Raw genomic sequence first — 21,602 nt, 5'->3', positions numbered from 1 at the left:
GCCCCGTTATAACAATTCAAAGCATATTCTCTGAAATTTCCGGTTTGCTTTGTTAAACCCGTCAGCGGACAACAGACTCTTTTTATAGATATCAATAAAAGGTTTACCCGCAACATGAAATTGACCTGAGCACGCCATCATTTTCTCGAATGCTGTCGAGACCGATCGTGGCAGGCACCCTAGGACAATCAGTTTTGGAGGCATGTGCTCATAGTACCAACCCTTGCCTCCGGAATGGTTTAACAATGCAGTCATAACACATGAACAACGGCAACCAGCGAAACCGGATTGAGATTCATACGATCACGTGCTGTCTTTTCAGAGCCAATAAAAAAGGGACCTGAACTGATCCCATTTTTGCTTTTTAGCCCGGAGTGTATCCAGGGCTTACCGCCCTAATCAACGGGGCAAGATTGCGCCGGAATTGGCGTCGGTAATTTTGCTGGCCCAAAAGTCCTTAACCGAAAAACCAGTGTCTTTGGCCTTCGGTTTCGCTTTGCGCTTGGCCGGCTTTTTGACAACGGCTTTTTTCGCAGGCGCGGCTTTCGATTTGCCGCTCATGGCGCCGATCATTTCAGCAAGCTGGGCAAGACGAACGTTTTTGCCGCCATCGACACTGTACCACCCCCCTTTTGCTTCGATGCTGGGCTCTTTTCCGTTGGCTTGTTGATACGCAGCTTTAAAGTCAGCCAGGACTTTGTCTTTATCTAATGTACTCATTATTTAGGATGACTCTGTTACCTAGGTTGATGTTAAAATACCTACTTTTTATAACGTTTTTTGTACAATTTGTCCAATTTTGAGGGGGAAACCGTGCCCATAACCACCCAGGAACTGTTGCAACAACTGAACGATGTTCTTAAACCGTGGGAGGTTTCTGACTATTGCCCCAACGGTTTACAGGTTGAAGGCAGCCCGAACATATCCAGGCTGATAACCGGAGTCACTGCGTCTCAGGCGCTCATTGATGCAGCAGTGGAACAACAGGCGGATGCGATTCTGGTCCATCATGGCTATTTCTGGAAGGGCGAGTCTGCGGCAATAACGGGCATGAAAAAACGTCGTATCCAGACCCTACTCGAACACGGTATCAACCTCATTGCCTATCATCTGCCTATCGATGTGCATCCCACCCTGGGAAATAACGCGCAGCTTGGAAGGTTGCTGGCCTTGCCCAATCCGCAGCCGCTCAGCAGCGTCAAACCATTAGGTATCGTTTTTCAGTCGCACCTGACAGAGCCGGTAAGCCAGGCTGAACTCGGTGATCGTATCGGCCAGGTTTTAGGGCGTGATCCACTGGCAGAAGGCGACCCGGGCAAGCCCATCCAGCGGGTAGCCTGGTGCACCGGTGGAGGTCAAAGTTTTATAGAGCAGGCGGTTGAAGCCGGGATGGATGCCTTCATCAGTGGTGAAGTATCAGAACAGACCATACATGTGGCCAGGGAAATGGATATTCATTTCTTTGCTGCCGGTCATCATGCTACCGAACGTTATGGCGTAAAAGCGGTGGGCGAATGGCTGAGTCAAAACCTTGGTCTGGATGTGAATTTTGTTGATATAGATAATCCGGCCTGATGAAGCATAACGATCAGTACTTCAACGGCATTGCCGATAAATTCGCTAAAAACATCTATGGCACCAGTAAGGGGCGTCTTCGTCATCAGTTGCTGGTTGAAGCCTTGTCTCCCTGGCTGTCGAAAGCACCGATGAGAATTCTGGAAGTTGGAGGGGGTACCGGCATCATGACCCGGGAACTGTTGGTAATGGGCCATGATGTGCTGCTGACGGATGCGTCGGAGGATATCCTCGGGCTGGCCCGGGAAATGTTAGCGGAATACACCACCAGGCCAGGGCAACTGGAAATCATGCAGATACCATTATGGGAACTTGAACCACAGGCAGATATTGATTTGGTTGTGTGTCATGCGGTGCTGGAATGGCTCGAGAACCCACTGCAGGCCATAGAACACCTTTATTCACTGACGCCCGCAGGTAAGCGCCTCAGCCTGAGTTTTTTTAACAGGGACGCCGCCCTGTTCGGCAATGTGCTCTACGGTAACTTTGACTATATAGCCCGGGGGATGAAAGTGAAGAATCAGGTTCGGCTTAACCCGCAAAATCCGGTTTCACCACAGCAGGCAATCGCACAGGCTGAGAAGTGCGGGTTTGTGGTGGAGCAGGTCACAGGCATCCGCTGCTTTCATGATTATCTCAAAGAGCGGTTAGGCAGTGATGAGGCGTTTGAGCAGTTACTGGCACTGGAACGCCAGTACAACCGTCAGCCACCGTTTAGCTGGCTGGGGAAATACCTTCACCTGATGTTGCACAAACCCGCCTGAAGGAAATCGTCAGAGGATTTTTCAGGTGTGGGATTCGGGCGGCGCCACCAAAAACGTGGGGCTTTCGGTTTCACCCCCGGCGACTTTATGAATGTTATTCAGGGTGGTGGAAGCGATTTGATCCAGAGCTTCCTGAGTGAAAAAACCCTGATGACCGGTGATCATTACATTGTGAAAGGTTAGCAGCCGTTCAAATACATCGTCCTGGATAATTTCAAATGAGTGGTCACGGAAAAACAGCTCTGATTCCATCTCGTACACATCAAGCCCAAGGTAGCCAATTTTGCGGCTTTTAAGACCGTTAATAACAGCGTGTGTATCGATTAAACCGCCCCGCGAAGTGTTTATCAGCATTACACCATCGCGCATTCTTGCCACCGTCTGATCGTTAATCAGGTGGTAACTCTGTTCATTCAGAGGACAGTGCAGGGTAATAATGTCAGATTGTTCCAACAAATGGTCAAACGTCACATACTGGGCGCCAGCGTCGATGAGTTCCTGCTTTGGGTAGGGGTCGAAGCAAACCACTTTGCAGCCAAAGCCCAACAGAATGTGGGCGGTGGCGTGGCCGATATTTCCGGTTCCAACTACCCCTGCTGTTTTTCCGGCCATGGTGAAACCCGTCAGACCGGTCAAATCAAAGTTGCCTTCCCTTACCCGGTTGTAGGCCTTATTCATTTTTCGGTTGAGGGTGAGCATCAGTGCTACGGCATGTTCGGCAACGGCTTCGGGGCTGTAGGCTGGTACATGGGATACTGCCAGCCCGCGAGCCTTTGCCTGCTCCAGATCGACATTATTGTATCCGGCACAGCGCAGTGCGATGTGTTTAACCCCATGATTAGCCAGGGCATCCACCACTGCTGCGCTAACGTCGTCATTGACGAAGACACAAACCACATCAAACTGGCTGCAGATGGCCACAGTGTCACAATCAAGGTGGGCCGGAATATAGTGTAGTTCTATTTCAGACGACGGGTTTGCCGAATTAAATACGGCTTCGTCATAGGCTTTTGCGCTGAATATACCAACCTTGATTGGAGACATAATGTTTCCTCTAGCTGCTGTGTTTCAGGAGATGGCGAATTTCACCGTCAATTATGGCGGGCTTGGTGGCGGGAGCGTATCTTTTTACCACTTTTCCTTTCTGATCAATCAGGAACTTGGTGAAATTCCACTTTATGCGCCTCGTGCCCATCACACCGGGCGCTTTGCTTTTCAGATAACTGTACAGCGGGTGAGCGGCTTCACCATTGACCTCAATCTTTTTGAACAGGGGAAAACTGACTCCGAAGTTGAGTTCGCAAAACTGCCGAATGTCGTCGTCGCTGCCAGGCTCCTGGTGGCCAAACTGGTCACAGGGAAACCCCAGCACTTCAAACCCCTGCGAATTGTACTTGCGGTAGAGGGATTCAAGGCCGTCGTACTGGGGCGTAAATCCGCATTTACTGGCGGTGTTGACGACCAGCAACACCTTACCCCGATAATCTGCCAAAGATTTTAACTCACCGTTATTAAGGGTAGCGCTGAATTCGTAAACCGGTGATGACATTAGATTTCCTTACCTCTGAGTATCCGGAGGAGTTGTCCGTGTGCAAAAAGTGCGAAGCACAAGCTGGGCACAAACGCTGAGTCGGTGTAAAACTCAGCCGATGCAGATTTTTTTGTTAGTATGCATTTGTTTTAAGTATAACCCTGTAATGAATAAAGAGAATCCTGATGACAATGAAAAAAATCACATTTCTGGGTCTGGGCGTGATGGGATATCCCATGGCCGGCCATCTGGTCAAAGCCGGTTTTGACGTTACAGTTTACAATCGCACACAGCGTAAGGCTGTTGAATGGCAACAGCAGTACCACGGAAATGTCGCGCAGACTATTGAACAGGCCTGTGAACAGGCCCAACTTGTGATGATGTGCGTTGGGGATGATAACGATGTACGTGACGTGGCGGGCAGGGCCATTTCTGTTATGAAACCCGGAACAGTGCTGGTAGATCACACCACGGCTTCTGCAACAGTGGCCAGAGATTTACAACAGCTTTGTAGTGAATCGGGGATAGGTTTTCTGGATGCACCAGTTTCCGGTGGCCAGGCCGGGGCAGAAAATGGCCAGCTAACCATAATGGTGGGCGGTCAGCACGGCCATTATGTTCAGGCCGAGCCGGTTATGGCGGCGTTTGCAAGGCACAGCCAGTTGCTGGGTGAATGTGGCAGCGGTCAGCTGGCCAAGATGATGAATCAGATCTGTATCGCCGGTGTAGTCCAGGGGCTGGCTGAAGCTTTGCACTTTGGGCAACAGGCGGGCCTGGACTGTAAACAGGTTATCGAGGTGATCAGTAAAGGCGCTGCACAGTCCTGGCAAATGGAAAACCGCCATGAAACCATGCTGGCAGGAAAATACGACTACGGTTTTGCGGTTGACTGGATGCGCAAGGATTTGGCGATTGCGCTGGAAGAAGGCAGAAAAAATGGCTCTACGCTAGCGCTGACCGCACTGGTAGACCAGTACTACGCCGACGTGCAAAAAATGGGTGGTGGACGGTGGGATACGTCCAGCCTGCTTGCGCGGCTGACTTCATAACTAGTCTGGCTAGGCGGATGCTTTAATTGTGGTTTCCGAAGGCCCTGAGATTTCTTCCGGGTTTGCTTCCAGAGGTGGCGTTGGCATGAATACGTCGGGCGTCGCCAGGATCTGGTTTTTAAGATTGCGAAAACGCTGGCGGTTTGAATCGTTCATCGCCAGTTTTTCAAGGCTTTCGAGCAAGGTTTTGCAGGAGCAGGAGCGAAACACGGCCCTGCCATCCTCGACCATGCTCTGCAGCAGGTTAAGTCCATAGGCAGCTACGCCAGGCATCAGTTCGTAGGCTTCATAAAACGACTGCATGGCCTGACAGAGTGCTTTTTCTAAATACAGCTTCGTTCCCTGCCGGTTCAGTACTTTTGCCTCGCTTTCCGCCAGCCCCAGAGCTCGCTGGCTGTCGAGTATCTTTGCGCCCAGGCTCATGCGGTCGGCCAGATTCAGGTCGTTTTGGTTGCGCTGTTTGGCCAGCGCGAGGACCTGCTTTGCCTGATCAGGCTGATTCAGCGCCGCGTAGACTTTGCTGGCAGTAATAAGGGTGGCGGTATCCGTGCGTTCAAAGTGGCCCATGGTGTCATCTTCGATGAGGTGACCTGCGCGCTGCAGGTCCTGATCAAGTATGGCGGTGTGAGCGAGCAGAAAATCCCGTTTCTGAACCAGCTGCAGGTCAGATTGATTACGGCCTGCCAGGCCAATAAGGCGGCGGGCATGAGCCAGCGCCTCTGTGCGGTTGTCGTGTGGTTGCTGCTCTGCGATGGCGAGATAGAACTCGGCCAGTTCAAACGTAAACTCATTAAAGCGCTCTTTAGCGGTACGGTTGTATTCCCGCTTTTTCTCGAGCAGAGCAAGCCCTTCCAAAATCCGGTCCTGTTTTTGGTAGGTAAGTGATTTCAGGCGTGTCGCGGCACCACTCAACTCACTGACTTTAATCCGATCAAGGTAATATTCGGCGTGGTCATAAGCCTGCTGTTCAAAGCACAGGCATGCAAGCCATTCAAACGCTTTGTCCCGGGCTAGGGTGGTGGTGAGCAGATTGGCCAACTGGGCCTGGCAATCGTACCAGTTTCCTTCCAGATACTGACATTTGATGCGCCCCCATTGGGCCCACAATATTTTGTCAGAATTCAGCAAAACACTTTCGAACAGGGCCTTGGCCTGAGAAGTTTTGCCAAGGCTCATCAGCAGCCTGGCTTCAAGCTTGGTCAAATCGGTATGCAGCTTTTGAGGCAGGGTCTTATGGTACAGGCTGTTGAGCTGCTCCAGTGCCTGATGATTATTATCATCGTCCATAAGCAGTAAAACGGGGCCAATCTGCTTACGCAAAGACAAATAGTGCTTCAGATTACGCAACACCAGTGCTGTTGTGTAGGGCTTTATGATCAGCATGTCTGGCTGGGCATCAATGATTTGCCCGATGGTCTGAGGCAAGCGGTCAGACGTGATGAAACCGACGCCGGTACTGGGCTTGATAAAGCGGCTGTGCCTCAGGTCCTGGACCCATTCTACGCCGTTTTTTTGCTGACCAAGATGGAAGTCGAACAGGATCAACTCAAAGTTCTGCTTCCTGAGTGCCTGTTTGAGCTCCTGGCCGCTGGCAAAGCTGCTAATCTCAAATTCACCTAGCGGCAGTATGAGGCTGCGCAGGTTGGCTCTGGCAGTGGCATTATCCTCAACAATGGCAAGGCGATAGGGCATTTCAGGGTCCTTGGTCGGTGCACTGGCAGCGGCGCTTATGATTATTGAGCAAGCTTAGCAATACCTGTCGGGATGGTCTGTATGGTATTTCATTGCATAGGTATTGGCCGGAATAACCCGGTAGCCGGTCTTTGCTGATCCTTGCGTGTCACATTATATTTACAAATGAGTTACATTGCGTTTAATGAGTGACGCTTACGTAAAGGTAAAGTTTCCGTTAGGGTGAGAACCGAGCGAAAGAATGCGTGAGGACAATATGCAAACCGTACCACTGTCTATCAATGGTGAACTGATAACCTCTTCCACCGGCCAATGGCTGGATGTGACTAACCCGGCTGATAATTCAGTAATTGCCAGAGTTCCATGCGCTACTGCCGATGAACTGGATCACGCAGTAAGGAGTGCTGCATCGGCTTTTTCCCAGTGGCGACATGTCCCTGTTACAGAGCGCGCACGTGTGATGATGCGGTACCAGGCGTTGTTGAAAGCCCATCAGCAGGAAATAGCTGAGCTTCTGTCGCAGGAAACCGGTAAAACCTATGAAGATGCTATGGGGGACGTGTGGCGCGGTATTGAAGTGGTGGAACAGGCCATGAACATTCCTTCACTGATGATGGGGGAAACCGCAGAAAATGTGGCAAGAGGAATTGATACCTTCAGCTTTACCCAGCCACTGGGCGTGTGCGTGGGTATCACACCGTTCAATTTTCCGGCAATGATTCCACTTTGGATGTTTCCTCTGGCAGTTGCCTGCGGCAATACCTTTGTTTTAAAACCGTCGGAGCAGGATCCGTTGACGCCAATGAAACTTGCGCAACTGTTTGAGAAAGCTGGTGCGCCGCCCGGGGTACTGAATGTGGTCCACGGGGGCAAGGAACAGGTAGATCGTTTGCTTCATAGCCCGGAGGTTAAAGCGGTTTCTTTCGTGGGTTCAGTTCCGGTTGGCCGGGCAATCTACCAGACGGCGACCGCCAACATGAAGCGAGCACAATGTTTCGCCGGGGCTAAAAACCATTCTGTAATTATGCCTGACGCGAATAAAGAGCATGTTCTGAATAATTTGGTCGGAGCCTCTGTAGGTGCGGCTGGGCAACGTTGTATGGCCATATCGGTAGCGGTATTTGTAGGAGAGTCAGAACACTGGATCCCCGAGCTTGCGGATCGGATAAGCCAGATAAAACCGGGTTTGTGGAATGATCAAAAAGCCGGATTCGGCCCTCTTATCAGCCCGGCAGCCAAACAGCGGGTGCTCAGTTTGATTGAAAGCGGTAAGCAGCAGGGGGCACGTTGCCTGGTCGATGGCTCTGAGGTAACGGTAGCCGGATATGAAAACGGTAACTGGATTGGGCCTACAGTGTTTACCGGTGTGACATCAGACATGGATATTTATCAGCAGGAAATTTTTGGTCCGGTGCTGAGCTGCATGTCTGTTCGTGACTTGGATGAGGCACTGGCGCTGGTGAATCGCAACCCTTACGGAAATGGCACGTCTATATTTACCAGCAGCGGCTCGGCGGCGCGCAAGTACCAGAGTGAAGTAGAAGTCGGGCAGGTGGGAGTAAACGTACCGATACCCGTACCTTTGCCATTCTTTTCATTTACGGGCTGGAAGAACTCCTTCTTTGGTGATTTGCACGCGTACGGCAAACAGGCCGTTCGTTTCTACACGGAAACCAAAACGGTAACCTCCCGATGGCTGGAAAATGACATTCCGGGCGCGCCTAACATGACGATTTCGATTGATTAGTGAGAGTGGTTGAACATGAATTTTGAGTTGAACCAGGAACAGCAGGCCTTTGCTGAAACCGCCCGCCAGTTTGCAATGCAACAGATGGTACCCTTTGCAGCTGAGTGGGACCGCAATCATACTTTTCCGCTGGAAACCCTCAGACAGGCAGGAGAACTGGGATTTTGCGGCCTCTATACACCAGAACAGGACGGGGGGCTTGGTTTGTCCCGGCTGGACGCATCTATCATTTTTGAACAGCTTGCGATGGGGTGCACCACCACAACGGCCATGCTCACCATTCACAACATGGCTACCTGGATGATTGCCCGTTGGGGGCAGTCGTCTGTCAAGCAACGTTGGGTTGAAGAACTGGTAAGTGGTGAGAAACTGGCTTCTTACTGCCTGACGGAACCCGGGGCCGGCTCTGATGCTGCATCACTGAAAACTACCGCACGTGCTCACCCAGGCGGCTATATATTAAATGGCTCAAAAGTCTTTATATCCGGTGCCGGCAGCACCGATGTGCTGGTTGTAATGGCACGTACCGGTGGAGAAGGGCCAGGAGGAATTTCTGCGTTTGCGGTTCCGGCGGATGCTACCGGTATCCTTTACGGAAAACCGGAGGACAAAATGGGCTGGAACGCGCAGCCTACCCGGATGATCACATTTGATAATGTGGAACTGGACAGCAGCTGGTTACTCGGAGAAGAGGGCGAGGGGTTCAAAATGGCGATGCAGGGGCTGGATGGTGGTCGCATCAACATAGCAACCTGTTCAGTGGGAACAGCACAACAGGCCCTCAATACAGCGCGTCAGTACATGCAGGAGCGACAGCAGTTTGGAAAGCCTCTGGCGGCATTTCAGGCTTTGCAGTTCAAGTTGGCTGATATGGCCACAGAACTGGTGGCTGCGCGCCAGTTGGTGCGACTTGCTGCCAGCAAACTGGATAATGGCGATGCGGATAAAACCGCCTACTGCGCAATGGCAAAGCGTTTTGCCACCGATGTCGGATTTACGGTTTGTAATGAAGCCCTGCAGCTTCATGGTGGCTATGGCTACATTCGGGAATACCCGCTCGAACGCCATGTGAGAGACGTGAGGGTGCACCAGATTTTGGAAGGCACCAACGAAATCATGCGGGTAATCATCGGGCGCAGGCTGATTGCCGACGAACGGGAAATTCTTTAATCAGGAGGTGTAATCAGCATGACAAAAGCCGAAGAGTCTCCACTTTTAGTCCAAGAACTGCCTACGGTATCAGGGCATGTGATTGGCCACCTCACTCTTAACAAGCCCGGTGCTCTTAATGCACTTGACCTCACCATGGCCCAGCTGATGCTGGACGCGTTACAGCGTTGGCGTTCGCGGGACGATGTGTTGTTTGTTTACATCGATGGCACCGGTGACAGGGCATTTTGTGCTGGCGGCGATGTGGTTTCCATGCATAAGGCCATGGAAAGAGAGCAGGGAACAATTCCAAAATTTCTGTGTGATTTTTTCACTACGGAATACTCCCTTGATCATACCATCCACTGTTACCCCAAACCCGTTATCGTATGGGGTAACGGTGTTGTCATGGGAGGTGGAATGGGCTTGCTGGTTGGCGCAAGCCACCGGGTTGTTACCCAGTCGTCGCGGCTGGCGATGCCGGAAATCACCATTGGTCTCTACCCGGATGTTGGAGGCAGTTATTTCCTGCCTCGCCTGCCCGGAAAAAGCGGACTGTTTCTGGGGTTGACCGGCGCCAGTCTTCACGCATCAGATGCCTTGTATCTTGGGTTGGCTAATTATCTTTGCGACGACGGAGACAAGACTGAATTGCTTGCTGCGATGGCCAGTTATCCCTGGCATCAGATTCGCGACGTTCACCTGCAAATCAGTCAACTGCTTGAAGATCACTGTTTGAGCCTGGCTGACGTACCGGAATCTAACATGAAGCATTACCAGCACACCATTAACGAACTGTGTGGTGAAGGCGACTTGCAGAGTATTGTCGGTGCTATATGCAATATGCCGGACAGCCAGGATGGCTGGCTTCAGCGCGCGAAGCAGACACTGCTGGCAGGGTCGCCTTTAACCGCTCACCTGGTTTACCAGCAGTGCATCAGGGGGGCACACATGGGGCTGGCCGACTGTTTCAGGATGGAGCTAATCATGTCTTGCCGGTGTGGCGAGTATGGTGAGTTTCAGGAGGGAGTGCGGGCGCTATTGATAGACAAGGACAGGCAGCCCCGCTGGCACTACGCCGATGTGAGCAGTGTGCCTGATGATGTAATCAATGTTTTTTTCCGCTCTCCCTGGCCAGAACATTCACATCCACTAGCAAAATTAGGAGCAGGGTCATGAGCCATATCGCCTTTATTGGTTTGGGAAACATGGGTGGGCCCATGGTTTCGAACCTGTTAAAACACGGTCAGTCGGTTTGTGTCTTTGACCTGGTGCAAGACGCCATGGCGCATTGTACCAGGCTGGGCGCACGTCAGGCCAAAACCGCAAGCGAGGCTGCCAAAGACGCCTCCGTGGTGATCAGCATGCTACCGGCCGCCACGCATGTACAGGAATTGTATCTTGGTGAAAGCGGGCTACTGGCCAGCATCGAGCCAGACACTCTGGTAATTGATTGCAGTACGATTGATGCTGAAACCGCAAGAGCAGTCGCCTGGGAAGCAAACCTCAAGGGGTGCCCATTTGTTGATGCCCCGGTTTCCGGCGGCGTTGGGGGAGCAAAGGCAGGAACGCTTACTTTCATCATGGGAGGAGATGAAAGTGCGGTAGCGCTGGCTCGCCCGGTATTGCAAAACATGGGCGTGAACCTGTTTCATGCCGGACCGGTCGGTGCAGGACAGATTGCAAAAATCTGCAATAACCTGCTCCTCGCTGTATTGATGGCCGGAACCTCCGAAGCATTGCAGCTCGCTATTCACCATGGTCTGGACCCAAAAGTAGTGTCTGAAATTATGCGCAACAGCTCGGGTGGAAACTGGACGCTGGAGAAATACAATCCCTGCCCCGGGGTGATGGATAACGTACCGGCGGCCAACGATTATCAGGGTGGCTTCCTCGTCAGGCTTATGAACAAGGATCTGGATCTGGCGCTGGCTGCAGCGTCCGAAACCGGAAGTGCTACACCGATGGCGGCGGCCGCCCAAAGCCTGTTCAGGGTGCATCAGAATCATGGTAACGGGCATCGGGACTTTTCGAGCATCTTTGAACTGTTTGCTAAATCCTGAGAGTACCAAACGCCAAGGGCTTGCACTTCGCTTGAGTGTGACTCTCTGGTAGCATGCCCGCATGAATGTTATCAGGAGTCTGCTCGCATGTGGCAGTGCCCGTTGTGCCACCTGGCACTCAATACCGAAGACACAAGCTGGCGGTGCGCCAACAACCATACGTTTGATCGTGCCAAAAGCGGGTATGTTAATTTGTTGCCGGTGCAACAGAAAAAGTCCAAACACCCCGGTGACGATAAAGCCATGCTCAATGCCCGGCGCGCATTTCACGACAGCCATGGCTATTTGCCATTAATGCAGGCCGTGGCCAGGCAACTGGAAAATCTTTTTGTGCAGCACAATAAGCCCATCAGATATTCCGTAGAACCGCCCGCTGCTCCGCTTATATTGTATGACGCAGGCTGTGGTGAGGGGGCGTACCTCAAGTTTGTCGCCGATGCATTGGCTGTAGCCGGTTATTCGGTTGTTGCTTCGGGCAGTGACATTGCCAAGCAAGCGGTGGAAATGGCATCAAAATCTTTTCCGTCAGCCCAGTTTGTGGTTGCCAGCAGTGTCAGTTTGCCGGTAATGGATGAACAGCTTGATGTGATCATGCAGATTTTTGCACCCGGTAAAGATGATGAATACGCACGTGTTCTGAGGCCTCGAGGGCTCCTGGTTACGGTTGACCCTGGACCGGACCATTTGTGGCAACTCAAGCAAAAGGTTTACCAGCGGCCCCAGCAGCACCAGCAGAAGTCCAGTCAAAAAGCGGGCTTTGAATTGCTCGAAACCTGCCGGGAAACCTTTGAGCTGGTGTTTTCCAGTGACACGCAAAGGCAAGCCCTGTACGCGATGACGCCGTACGTATGGCGGCTGAACGAAGAACATCGCGTGGAACTGGATCACCTAGCGGAGGTTACGGCAGATTTCACCGTACGATTCTGGAGAAAGTTAGCGGGCGACAGGCCAGGAGGGCAGTATGAGCAATAAGGCGTTGTTTCTCGACCGCGACGGGATTGTAAACGAAGACAGGGGATACGTTGGCAATATCAAGGACTTTGCATTTACCGACGGGATCTTTGAATGTGTGCGGCGTTACCAGAATAGCGGCTATGTGCCCGTAATTGTGACCAACCAGTCTGGCATAGGACGGGGTTTCTACAGTGAAGTGCAATTCCGTGAACTGTGCGACTGGATGAACGGACAGTTTGAATTGCAGGGTGTCGGGCCACTGGCGGTCTATTATTGCCCTCATCACCCGCACGATGCCATGGGGGAATACCGGCGTGACTGCCACTGCCGCAAACCACGGCCAGGCATGTTGTTGACCGCAGCCAAAGAATTGAAATTGAATTTGGCTGAATCAGTAATGGTGGGCGACAGCTGGCGCGATATGCAGGCGGCCGATGCCGCAGGCGTGAAAAAGCTGATTTGGGTGAATCAGTCGGAAGCGCTGCAACCAACTGACTTACCCGTAATCAGAGTAGACCAGGTTAAAGATGTCCCCCTGTTAACCTGAGTTTCGTTATTCCGGATGTGAAAAACGGGTCAGATGTTTGATGGCCTGACTCAGAAGATCAACATTCAACGCTTCATTGCTGCGGTTACCGGTCTGAATATCGCTGATTTCATAACTGCCGTTGCTCAGTACTTCAGTGCGCAGGCTGTTGTGGATTACCACCACCCGCTCACCTGAGGTGCTAACTAACCAGTTTCGGGTAGGCTGCAGAAGATTTTGCCCGGTTGAGTAGTAGTTTACCGGTGCAGTGCATCCCAGTGCGTTGAGCATGGTTGGGGCCAAATCTTCAGTGCTGGAGAGAGGGGCGTTGATGTTAAGGTTGGTGAACAACCTGCCACGCGGGTTGCGCGAATCCGGACCAAAACCACTGGCAATCAGCACAGGCCCGGATACAAGCGCCTCATTGCTCAGGTAGCCCTGAATTTTGTCTGCCGGCAAAAACGCAATGTGCAAGCCCGGATGATGGTTGCTTAAAGGCTTCTGATAGGCTTCAAACATATTGGTCGGCAACGACTCGTCAACATGCAATGAGGTTGGCATACCCAGGCCAATTGGCAAAGCCAGCATGATCGGGGTCTCTTTCGCCAGGCTTTCCTGATAGATTTCCGGAACGCCGAAAAGGGTGGTCAGCAACAATCCGTCGAGGGTTGAGGCCGTACTGAAGTAATTTTCCACCACTCGCAAATTCAAATTACCCGGTTCGGGCAGAGGTGCACTGTCAGTCTGAACTATCAGCAATGCGTTTTGCTGACTGTTGATTGAACAGTAGACCGGAGCGGTTGGGTAGGTGAATTGGTGAATATCCGGGTCAAACTGAAGCCGTTTGCGCTCTTCATATCGGTCCAGATCGAGCAGACCATATCGGGACATGGTGGTTTTCGCCGTTGCCGGGTAGGACAGGGGAAACATGTTGTCCTGTTTAATGATCGGTTGATACAGGTTGGCGTCTGCCCAAACGTGCACGGCATGGCTGGCAACAAAACACACTACAAAAAAACTGGTGACCGGGATCCCGATTTTGTGACTCATCAGACGGTCAATCCGCTTCCAGAGAGCGTTCGCCAGTATGAGCTGAAATCCGAACCAGACTACGAACAGCATGGACAGAAAGCCCCATTGCTGCAGACCAAACTGGCTGATTTGGGTTTGTGCTTCGCTGCGTAACAGATTGGCAGAACTCACGCTGATGTGAAAGCCTGTGCGGTTATACAGGAGTGCGTCAAATGCAAGCAGGGCAAGCCCGGTGGCGGCGATGGCCGAGGCGGAAACTTTAATTACCCTGGGGTTGGATACCAGGTAACACAGAGGGAGTATGAAGATTACAAACCCGAAAAAGGTCAGAAAGCCGATATGACCCAACCAGTTTGCCACCAAATACAATGACCCGGAAACAGTGCCCGGAGAAGGTGATGAAAAGATAAAAATCGACGCAATGATAATTGCAATCGCAATATTAACCAGGGCAAACCAGTGGCCCCAGTTGACCAGCTTGGTCACCCGCTGACGTCGGGGAGATTCGGCTAAAATCATAGTATGAAGTGCTATCCCTTAATGCTTTTTTTCAGTGCATTGGCAAATTGTTCGGCCATGCTGTCCCTCTGGCTGGCGGGTACCTGCGTGTTAAAAATATGCGTGATCACGTTGCCAAGTACCATTAGGGACAAATCCCGGTTTACCTGATTCTCTTCCAGTATGAACAGGATTTTATTCATCAGTGTTTCGAATTCCTGATCGGAATAACGGCTATTTTGGGGCATTAACGGTACGCCTCTGGTTATGAATTTCTTTAATAAAAAAGAACAGCTTTGCAAATAAAATGATTATAATCGTTGTTTGAGTAATAATACCAACTCTTCTAAGCATCTGTTGCCGTATCGGTGGCAGAATGCCGCCAATACCGGACCGGTATACAGGTTTAAATCTGCCTGCAGGGCAGTGGCATGGCGACGATCGCCTGTCAAACTGCGGGCCGGTTGCCTGGGTATTGTTCAAATAGATTCTAACAGGATACCGCTATCGTTATGAGTGCATTGATTCATCATTTTGTTGTTCATCGCCTGATTGTAAATGATGAGGGAAAAATTAACGCTGTCCCGCGTGAAAGTTGTCTCACCGTGACACCGGAAATTGAACAACTGGCTCATCAAATTAACCACAGTTTCAATGCAAAGCCGGGGAAAGGCGTGGGCCATTTTATTGCTCAATCCCAACAGGGCGAAAGTGACGAATCCCAAGATATAAGCGGTTTTTCGACGAGTTTGAGCGAATTTCTGAGTGCCCAGAAAAATAATGAATCTGAAGTAGCCTCGACATTTCACCAGTTTTCTGTGCAGGCCACGGATAAGTTAATCAAAGCCCTGGTTGATACTGGCAGCGTTGAAACCGGCTTTTTGATTTTTTGCCAGTACGAATTTCTTGCAACCCAGTACCTGATGATAACGCTGCTCAATACCCGGGCTCACGTCGAGGTTAATCAGGCGCTGGAATTGACTTCCAGAGAGCATCTGGATCTGGCCCGAATGCAGCTGGCTGTAAGAATTGATTTGACCCAATGGCAAATTCAGCCCGAACAGCAGCGCTATATCTCGTTCATAAAGGGCCGTATGGGCCGTAAGGTGTCTGATTTCTTTATGGAGTTCATTGGCTGTGAAGAGCTGGTAGATGTCAAGCAGCAGAACAAGCAGTTGGTTGCGACTGTGGATGCGTATCTGGCCAGTGAACAGTTGGATCAGCAGGAGCAGGAAGGGCATCGTCAGGAAGTGAAGGCCTATTTCAAAGAAAAAATTGATAGTGGTGAGACCTTGTCCATCGCCGAGCTTTCAGCCCGGTTGCCGTCTGATGAACAAACCCAGCGTGATTTTGCAGCCTATACGGAATTACTGGAAACTCCGCTTGAAAAAGACATTCAGCCAGACCCGGCAGCACTGCGACAACTGGCTAAATATACTGGTCAGGGCGGCGGGGTGTCGCTCAGTTTTGAGCGCAAATTGCTCGGCGACAGAATTATATTCGATGCGGCGTCAGACACGCTGATCATCAAAGGGGTCCCGCCCAACCTCAAGGATCAGCTGGTTCGCCAGTCAAAAGGCCCCCAATAGCCTCTGCAGTGAATGCAGAAAATAACTATACTATCGAGCTAAAACGAACACGTTGTAAGGGTGTTATGCAATTATTTGTGAATGACTTGACCGTGATGGACTTCTCCTACCTTTGTGCCGAGCGTGGCATGGTCGGTGAGAGCTGGATCGTGGATGTGTTGCTGGACGGCGCACTTAACGACGAAAGCATGATCCAGGATTTCGGTAAGGTTAAAAAAGATTTAAAGCGACTGATTGACGAGTACGTTGACCACAAATTGCTGGTGCCTGCAGATTACGCTCAAACCCGGGTGATTCATGATGAGAACAGCGCCCAGGTTGAAGTTCAGTTCCGCTGCCATGACGGCCGTCAGTTTATGCTCAGCAGCCCGGCCGATGCCTATGCGTTTGTCTATGCACCGGAAGTAACTATGACGTCGGTCAGCGATTACCTCAAGGAGGTACTGGCGACCCATCTGCCAGACAATGTCGATGATATTGAATTGATATTACGTACGGAAGTTATTGATACGCCCTTTTATCACTATACCCACGGCCTGAAAAAGCACGACGGCAACTGTCAGCGGATTGCCCACGGCCATCGTTCCAAAATTGATATCTTTATCGACGGTGTGTCGTGCCTGGAGAGCCAGAACTATTGGGCCCAGCGTTGGAAGGACATTTATATCGCTACTCGTGAAGATCAGGTTGATCTGGCTGATACCTGCATCCAGGGTGAAATATCCGCGCCTGAAAACTATCACTGTTTTGCTTACGAAGCGTCCCAGGGGCGTTTTGAAATCATTCTGCCCAAATCCGATTGTGAAATTATTGACACGGATTCCACGGTGGAGTGTCTGGCACAGTACATATTTCAGCATCAAAAACAGCGTCGTCCCGAGGGTAAGTGCAAGGTGCTTGCCTACGAAGGGGTAGGTAAGGGCGCAATGATATCGGAGTAGTCTGTGAAGCGAATATCAGAATGGTCGCTTGTGGTGGCGTTCTGCCTGTTGAGTGCAGCCGGCGTTGCCAACCCGTCCAACGATGCACTTATACTGAATGGGCCACTGACACAGGGAAGCCTGCTCCGGGGGCAATTACCCCCCGGTAGTAAAGTATTTCTCAACAATCAGTCGCTGAACGTAAATCCACAGGGTAAATTTGTGTTTGGTTTCGAGCGGGATGCCGGGCCAAATCACCAACTGCACTGGATTTTACCAGACGGCACCCGCCAGCAAAGGGCACTGGAGCTGTCCCAACGGCAATATGACATTCAGCGTATTGACGGCCTGCAACAAAATATGGTTTCGCCGCCCGAGGAAGTGCTGACGCGGATACGTGAAGACGGTATAAAAGTTGCCCGTGCCCGGTCGGGGGTCAGTGAACTGGACGCAGTATTTACCCGTTTTATCTGGCCGGCTGATGGCCCCATTACCGGTGTATATGGTAGCCAGCGTATTCTTAATGGTGAGCCCAGAAGACCCCATTTTGGCGTTGATGTGGGCTCTCCAACCGGTACTCCTGTGGTTGCGCCAGCCACTGGAGTGGTAACCCTGGCGGACGATCTGTATTTCTCAGGTAATACGGTGGTTCTTGATCATGGTATGGGGGTATTCTCAACCTTTCTGCATCTGAATGAATTCAGTGTAAAAGTGGGTGACCGTCTGGAACAAGGTCAGCAGCTGGGCACTATCGGTGCGACCGGGCGGGCCACCGGGCCGCATCTGGACTGGCGTATTAATCTTGGCACCATGCGTCTTGATCCGGCACTGCTGTTGCCACCCAGATAGCGAAAAAAACAGCTGGGCCGTCAGCTGGGCTGCTAGCTGGGTTTCCTTACGGGCGGCCCAGCCATTGTTTAAATGCATCCGGGTTACTGATGGTCAGGTAACACACATCCTCCCGACTGCTCAATATGGGAAGTTCCAAATTCAGCAGGCGCCCTTCACGGATAACCGTAACCTGTGCGTGGCTTTGCTGGCAGGCATCCAGCAGGCGCTGCAACAAAGCATCGTTGACCACATAGCCATTGAAAGCAACAAGCCGGTCATTAATCTGAATACCAGCCTGGCAGGCCGCCAGTCCTTCTCTGACCTGCAAAACAGTAACACCGGCCTCTGCGTTTTTGACACTGGCACCGAGCTGATGTCTGTGTGGCGCTGAGGCCGGTGGTGTGCCGCCTTTGTCGTCTTTGCCCTGACGAGGTCGAAAGTTCATTTCTATACCAATATCCGACAGCCAGTGTTGGAGTGGCACATCCTCAGTACCGTAAACAACTGATTGAAGATAATCCGTTATGTCGATACCAAATTCTGAGTTACATACCTCAGCAATTACATTGTCCTGTGTGCCAGATTGCTCAAGGCCGTAATCCCGCCACAGAATCTGCATCACGTTGTCGAGAGTGACCTCGTTATTGGAGCGCCTGCGCAGCAACAGGTCGAGCCCAAGAGCGATGATGCCGCCCTTGTTGTAGTAGCTGACAATATTGTTGGTGGCACTGGCGTCCTGTTTGTAGAACTTGGTCCAGGCGTCAAACGAAGACTCTGCAACACTCTGTTTGTTACGCCCGGCGGTTTGTTGCAGTCGGGTCAGGTTCTGCCCCACCAGTTCGAGGTATTTTTCGCCGCTGATGACACCGGCCCTGGCGAGGGTAACGTCGTCGTAAAAGCTGGTAAAACCTTCGTAAATCCAAAGCTGGTCGGTGTAGACCTCGGCAGACAAATCCGGCTTGATCATCACCGAAGGCTTGATTCGCTTTACATGCCAGGTATGAAACAGTTCATGGCTGCACAAACTCAAAAACGCGGTGTAGGTGTCGCTGTTCCTTACGGGCTCCCCGGTTAACGGAAGATCAAAACGGGGATACAGCAGTGCTGTGGAACTTCGGTGTTCCAGGCCGCCGTAACCGGAATCGCTGAGCAGGGTCATAAACACATAACGCTGCATTGGATAGGGGCGACTAAACAACTTCAGATGGTGCTCACAAATGGGAACCAGGTCGGTACTTATCTTACTCACGTCTACCTGTGTACTGCCGCTGAAAAGCAGGACAAATTCTACATCACCAACCATAAAGGACGCCCGACTGCAGCGGCCGATAAAAATGGGGTGATCAATAAGCTCGTCGTAATCTTTGCTCAGGTAGCAGGCATCGGACTCCCGTATGTTGTCCACTGGCATTGAAGTCTCAACGTGCCATAGTGACAGATGCGTCGGGGGGATTATCTGCAACCGGCAGGGCAGTTGTTCATGACCTTTGACCGCCAGAAATACGCTTGTGCCATTGCAGAATGCGAATTCATCGTTGATAAACGCAGAGCGAACCGATAAATCGAACGCGTAAACCGTATAGCTTAACGTGAACGCCCGGCCACTGGTGGTGATCTTCCAGCTTTGCTTGTCGAGCTTGCTAACCTCCAGAAACTCGCCATCTGAAGTGCTGGCCTCAAAGGTAATGATGTTGCGGGCAAAGTCCCGAATCATGTAGCTGCCCGGGATCCAGGCTGGCAGGCAAACTGTAACGGACTCAGAGTCTAAATCCGGCACTGTCATCGTTACTTCAAACAGGTGCTGACTTTGGCTTTTTACCGACAGACGATAGTCAATAACGGGGGATTCGGTGTTCATGAAGGTGATCAAATAAAGACAATGAAATTACCCGTATGATGCATGAGTCTGTGGCGTTTGTCAGCAAACACGAAAAGATGGTGCTTATGCGGTTCGTTTGTTATAACTATGTTAAATCAATGGGATGCGGCCAGGTGGCTGTGAGTCCAATTCAGAATGTCCGGTGCACACAGAGCAGGGGATGATATGCGACAGATAGAACGATTATTAACCCGTTATGGCGAAAGCCACCAAAACAAAACCAATGTGCTGATCCACACCATTGCGGTGCCCAGCATTTACTTTGTTACCGTAGGATTGCTGTGGGCACTGCCGGTGCCAGAGTGGCTGGCACAATTTGATGTGACCTGGGCTCACCTGTTTGCGATACCGGTCCTGTATTACTATTTTCTGCTATCCGGCCCGATAGGTGCAGCCATGACGTTGCTGACAATTGCTTCATTTGGCGGTATTTTGCTGCTGGAGAAATTTGGCATCCCGGTGGGACCGTTCTGTCTGGCGCTTTTTGTTGTGATGTGGGTCCTTCAGTTTGTGGGCCATAAAATTGAAGGCAAAAAGCCATCCTTCCTCGAAGATTTACGGTACTTGCTGGTTGGGCCCGCTTGGTGGTGGGTGCACTGGCTTAAACGAATGAATATCAGTTACTAGGAATGGCTGCGACAAGCCGTACGAGCAGTGCGACCAACTCGGTCTTCTTGATATTCAAACTGCGTATAATGAATTTCGGATTAATAATTTCGGTAGTATTGTGAGCCGCTGGCAACGCTTATTTGACAGTAACGAACGTCTCTTCTGGACCCTGCACAGCGCTGGCTGGGCGGGTTTCGCGATCATCTATTACATTGGTTCGTTTCTGCATGACGTTCGTTCAATCTGGGTCTTTATCATCTTACTGAACGCGTATTCAGGCTGGCTGCTGACCATCCCGTTGCGATACGTGTTTCGCTGGGCCAGACGACAACACCCTTTAAAAATGGTGATCACGGTCATTTTGGCATGTTACGCAGTGGCGTTGTTGTGGGCGGTGGTGAAAAACATAAACTACTGGGAGATCTACAAGCATGGTTATCGCCCTGAAGCCTGGTACATGTATTTTACCAATACGATTAATTCACTCATCATGGTTGGCTGTTGGAGTGGGGTGTATTTCGGCATCAAAAACTTCCAGATGCTGCAAAAAGAAAAGCAGAATGCTCTGAAGGCCAGTACCATGGCGCATCAGGCACACATAAAAATGCTGCGCTATCAGCTTAACCCGCATTTTTTGTTCAACACACTTAATGCAATATCAACCCTGATCCTGCTTAAAGAAAATAACTCTGCAGAAAAAATGGTCTCCCGTCTGAGTGACTTTCTGCGCTATTCCCTCGACAACGACCCCATCAAGCGCGTCCCGTTAGGCCAGGAAATCAAGGCACTTCGACTGTATCTGGAGATTGAAAAGGTACGCTTTGATGATCGTCTGGAAGTTTTATGGGACATTGACGAGACCTGTGAATCAGCATTGGTTCCCAGTATGATACTGCAACCGATTATTGAAAATTCCATCAAGCATGCCATCTCCAAAATGGAGCAGGGGGGGCGCATAGCCATCACTGCCCGCACATTTGGTAACGACCTGCTGATGGATGTTGCCGATAACGGCCCCGGTGCCGATATTAAAAACGGTCAGCTGAGCCGTGAGCATGGCGTTGGGCTGGTTAATATTAAAGAGCGATTGCAATCCTTGTATAACCGGAATTTTGCGTTCTCCATTGAGCACAATCAACCCTCCGGTGTCAGGGTGAGGATCCGTATACCTTATGAAGTGAAGGATGCATGATC

At 51.1% G+C, this 21,602-nt stretch carries 21 protein-coding genes; 14 read left to right on the top strand and 7 right to left on the bottom strand.

Going from position 1 to position 21,602, the window contains the following annotated elements; genetic code table 11:
* Window positions 1–399: 399 nt before the first annotated feature.
* A complete protein-coding gene (locus DXV75_RS08105; RefSeq protein WP_115592905.1) occupies window positions 400–720 on the bottom strand; it encodes a hypothetical protein in 321 nt (106 codons plus the stop codon).
* Window positions 721–813: 93 nt separating this feature from the next.
* Here DXV75_RS08105 and DXV75_RS08100 point away from each other — a divergent pair, with 93 nt between their 5' ends.
* The gene (locus DXV75_RS08100) at window positions 814–1,575 is read left to right on the top strand and encodes a Nif3-like dinuclear metal center hexameric protein (protein WP_115593064.1); all 762 of its coding nucleotides are present in this window, start codon (window positions 814–816) and stop codon (window positions 1,573–1,575) included.
* Window positions 1,575–2,339 (top strand): methyltransferase domain-containing protein, encoded by a 765-nt coding sequence (locus DXV75_RS08095; protein ID WP_115592904.1) that lies wholly within the window; start codon window positions 1,575–1,577, stop codon window positions 2,337–2,339. The genes DXV75_RS08100 and DXV75_RS08095 overlap by 1 nt, the downstream gene beginning before the upstream one ends.
* Before the next feature lie 21 nt (window positions 2,340–2,360).
* On the opposite strand, the gene DXV75_RS08090 is transcribed toward DXV75_RS08095, so the two are convergent.
* Both DXV75_RS08090 and DXV75_RS08085 read right to left on the bottom strand, forming a co-directional pair.
* A complete protein-coding gene (locus DXV75_RS08090; protein WP_115593063.1) occupies window positions 2,361–3,374 on the bottom strand; it encodes a 2-hydroxyacid dehydrogenase in 1,014 nt (337 codons plus the stop codon).
* 19 nt (window positions 3,375–3,393) lie between these two features.
* The gene (locus DXV75_RS08085; RefSeq protein ID WP_115592903.1) at window positions 3,394–3,888 is read right to left on the bottom strand and encodes a glutathione peroxidase; all 495 of its coding nucleotides are present in this window, start codon (window positions 3,886–3,888) and stop codon (window positions 3,394–3,396) included.
* Between the two features lie 167 nt (window positions 3,889–4,055).
* On the opposite strand from DXV75_RS08085, the gene DXV75_RS08080 reads away from it, so the two are divergent.
* The gene (locus DXV75_RS08080) at window positions 4,056–4,919 is read left to right on the top strand and encodes an NAD(P)-dependent oxidoreductase (RefSeq protein WP_115592902.1); all 864 of its coding nucleotides are present in this window, start codon (window positions 4,056–4,058) and stop codon (window positions 4,917–4,919) included.
* Between the two features lie 9 nt (window positions 4,920–4,928).
* Here DXV75_RS08080 and DXV75_RS08075 read toward each other — a convergent pair whose 3' ends face one another.
* Complete coding sequence (locus DXV75_RS08075; RefSeq protein ID WP_115592901.1) at window positions 4,929–6,611, bottom strand: response regulator; 1,683 nt, start codon at window positions 6,609–6,611, stop codon at window positions 4,929–4,931.
* 256 nt (window positions 6,612–6,867) lie between these two features.
* Here DXV75_RS08075 and DXV75_RS08070 point away from each other — a divergent pair, with 256 nt between their 5' ends.
* The 6 genes from DXV75_RS08070 to gmhB all read left to right on the top strand — a co-directional run bounded on the left by DXV75_RS08070 (window position 6,868) and on the right by gmhB (window position 13,071).
* On the top strand, window positions 6,868–8,358 hold the full coding sequence (locus DXV75_RS08070) for a CoA-acylating methylmalonate-semialdehyde dehydrogenase (RefSeq protein WP_115593062.1): 1,491 nt from the start codon (window positions 6,868–6,870) through the stop codon (window positions 8,356–8,358).
* 15 nt (window positions 8,359–8,373) lie between these two features.
* Entirely contained in the window at window positions 8,374–9,528 is a 1,155-nt protein-coding gene (locus DXV75_RS08065) for an acyl-CoA dehydrogenase family protein (protein WP_115592900.1), read from the top strand.
* A gap of 18 nt (window positions 9,529–9,546) precedes the next feature.
* Entirely contained in the window at window positions 9,547–10,686 is a 1,140-nt protein-coding gene (locus tag DXV75_RS08060; RefSeq protein ID WP_115592899.1) for an enoyl-CoA hydratase/isomerase family protein, read from the top strand.
* Window positions 10,683–11,570 carry a 3-hydroxyisobutyrate dehydrogenase gene (mmsB, locus tag DXV75_RS08055; RefSeq protein ID WP_115592898.1) on the top strand — a complete coding sequence of 296 codons (888 nt, stop codon included), beginning with the start codon at window positions 10,683–10,685 and terminating at the stop codon, window positions 11,568–11,570. The genes DXV75_RS08060 and mmsB overlap by 4 nt, the downstream gene beginning before the upstream one ends.
* An 87-nt stretch (window positions 11,571–11,657) precedes the next feature.
* Entirely contained in the window at window positions 11,658–12,542 is an 885-nt protein-coding gene (locus tag DXV75_RS08050; protein WP_115592897.1) for a putative RNA methyltransferase, read from the top strand.
* On the top strand, window positions 12,532–13,071 hold the full coding sequence (gmhB, locus tag DXV75_RS08045) for a D-glycero-beta-D-manno-heptose 1,7-bisphosphate 7-phosphatase (protein WP_115592896.1): 540 nt from the start codon (window positions 12,532–12,534) through the stop codon (window positions 13,069–13,071). The genes DXV75_RS08050 and gmhB overlap by 11 nt, the downstream gene beginning before the upstream one ends.
* 6 nt (window positions 13,072–13,077) lie before the next feature.
* On the opposite strand, the gene DXV75_RS08040 is transcribed toward gmhB, so the two are convergent.
* A complete protein-coding gene (locus DXV75_RS08040) occupies window positions 13,078–14,601 on the bottom strand; it encodes a DUF3413 domain-containing protein (RefSeq protein ID WP_115592895.1) in 1,524 nt (507 codons plus the stop codon).
* An 11-nt stretch (window positions 14,602–14,612) separates the two neighbouring features.
* The gene (locus DXV75_RS08035; RefSeq protein ID WP_115592894.1) at window positions 14,613–14,828 is read right to left on the bottom strand and encodes a YejL family protein; all 216 of its coding nucleotides are present in this window, start codon (window positions 14,826–14,828) and stop codon (window positions 14,613–14,615) included.
* A gap of 264 nt (window positions 14,829–15,092) precedes the next feature.
* On the opposite strand from DXV75_RS08035, the gene yejK reads away from it, so the two are divergent.
* The 3 genes from yejK (at window position 15,093) to DXV75_RS08020 (ending at window position 17,938) form a co-directional block, all read left to right on the top strand.
* Complete coding sequence (gene yejK, locus DXV75_RS08030) at window positions 15,093–16,169, top strand: nucleoid-associated protein YejK (RefSeq protein WP_115592893.1); 1,077 nt, start codon at window positions 15,093–15,095, stop codon at window positions 16,167–16,169.
* A gap of 65 nt (window positions 16,170–16,234) precedes the next feature.
* Window positions 16,235–17,110 (top strand): 6-carboxytetrahydropterin synthase, encoded by an 876-nt coding sequence (locus DXV75_RS08025; protein ID WP_115592892.1) that lies wholly within the window; start codon window positions 16,235–16,237, stop codon window positions 17,108–17,110.
* 30 nt (window positions 17,111–17,140) lie between these two features.
* The gene (locus tag DXV75_RS08020) at window positions 17,141–17,938 is read left to right on the top strand and encodes a M23 family metallopeptidase (RefSeq protein ID WP_115593061.1); all 798 of its coding nucleotides are present in this window, start codon (window positions 17,141–17,143) and stop codon (window positions 17,936–17,938) included.
* A gap of 46 nt (window positions 17,939–17,984) precedes the next feature.
* Here the strand turns inward: DXV75_RS08020 and DXV75_RS08015 are convergent, their stop codons facing one another.
* Window positions 17,985–19,778: a M61 family metallopeptidase gene (locus tag DXV75_RS08015; protein WP_115592891.1), complete on the bottom strand. Its 1,794-nt coding sequence runs from the start codon at window positions 19,776–19,778 to the stop codon at window positions 17,985–17,987.
* Between the two features lie 186 nt (window positions 19,779–19,964).
* Between DXV75_RS08015 and DXV75_RS08010 the strand changes: the two genes are divergently transcribed.
* Both DXV75_RS08010 and DXV75_RS08005 read left to right on the top strand, forming a co-directional pair.
* A complete protein-coding gene (locus DXV75_RS08010; RefSeq protein WP_115592890.1) occupies window positions 19,965–20,426 on the top strand; it encodes an Mpo1 family 2-hydroxy fatty acid dioxygenase in 462 nt (153 codons plus the stop codon).
* Window positions 20,427–20,526: 100 nt separating this feature from the next.
* Complete coding sequence (locus DXV75_RS08005; RefSeq protein WP_115592889.1) at window positions 20,527–21,600, top strand: sensor histidine kinase; 1,074 nt, start codon at window positions 20,527–20,529, stop codon at window positions 21,598–21,600.
* The last annotated feature ends 2 nt before the right edge of the window (window positions 21,601–21,602 follow it).

It is taken from the genome of Alteromonas aestuariivivens, from assembly GCF_003367475.1.
In the GTDB taxonomy this organism is placed as follows: domain Bacteria; phylum Pseudomonadota; class Gammaproteobacteria; order Enterobacterales; family Alteromonadaceae; genus Alteromonas; species Alteromonas aestuariivivens.
Note: the sequence above shows the minus strand (reverse complement) of the source record. Positions and strands in the feature narration are given on the sequence as shown.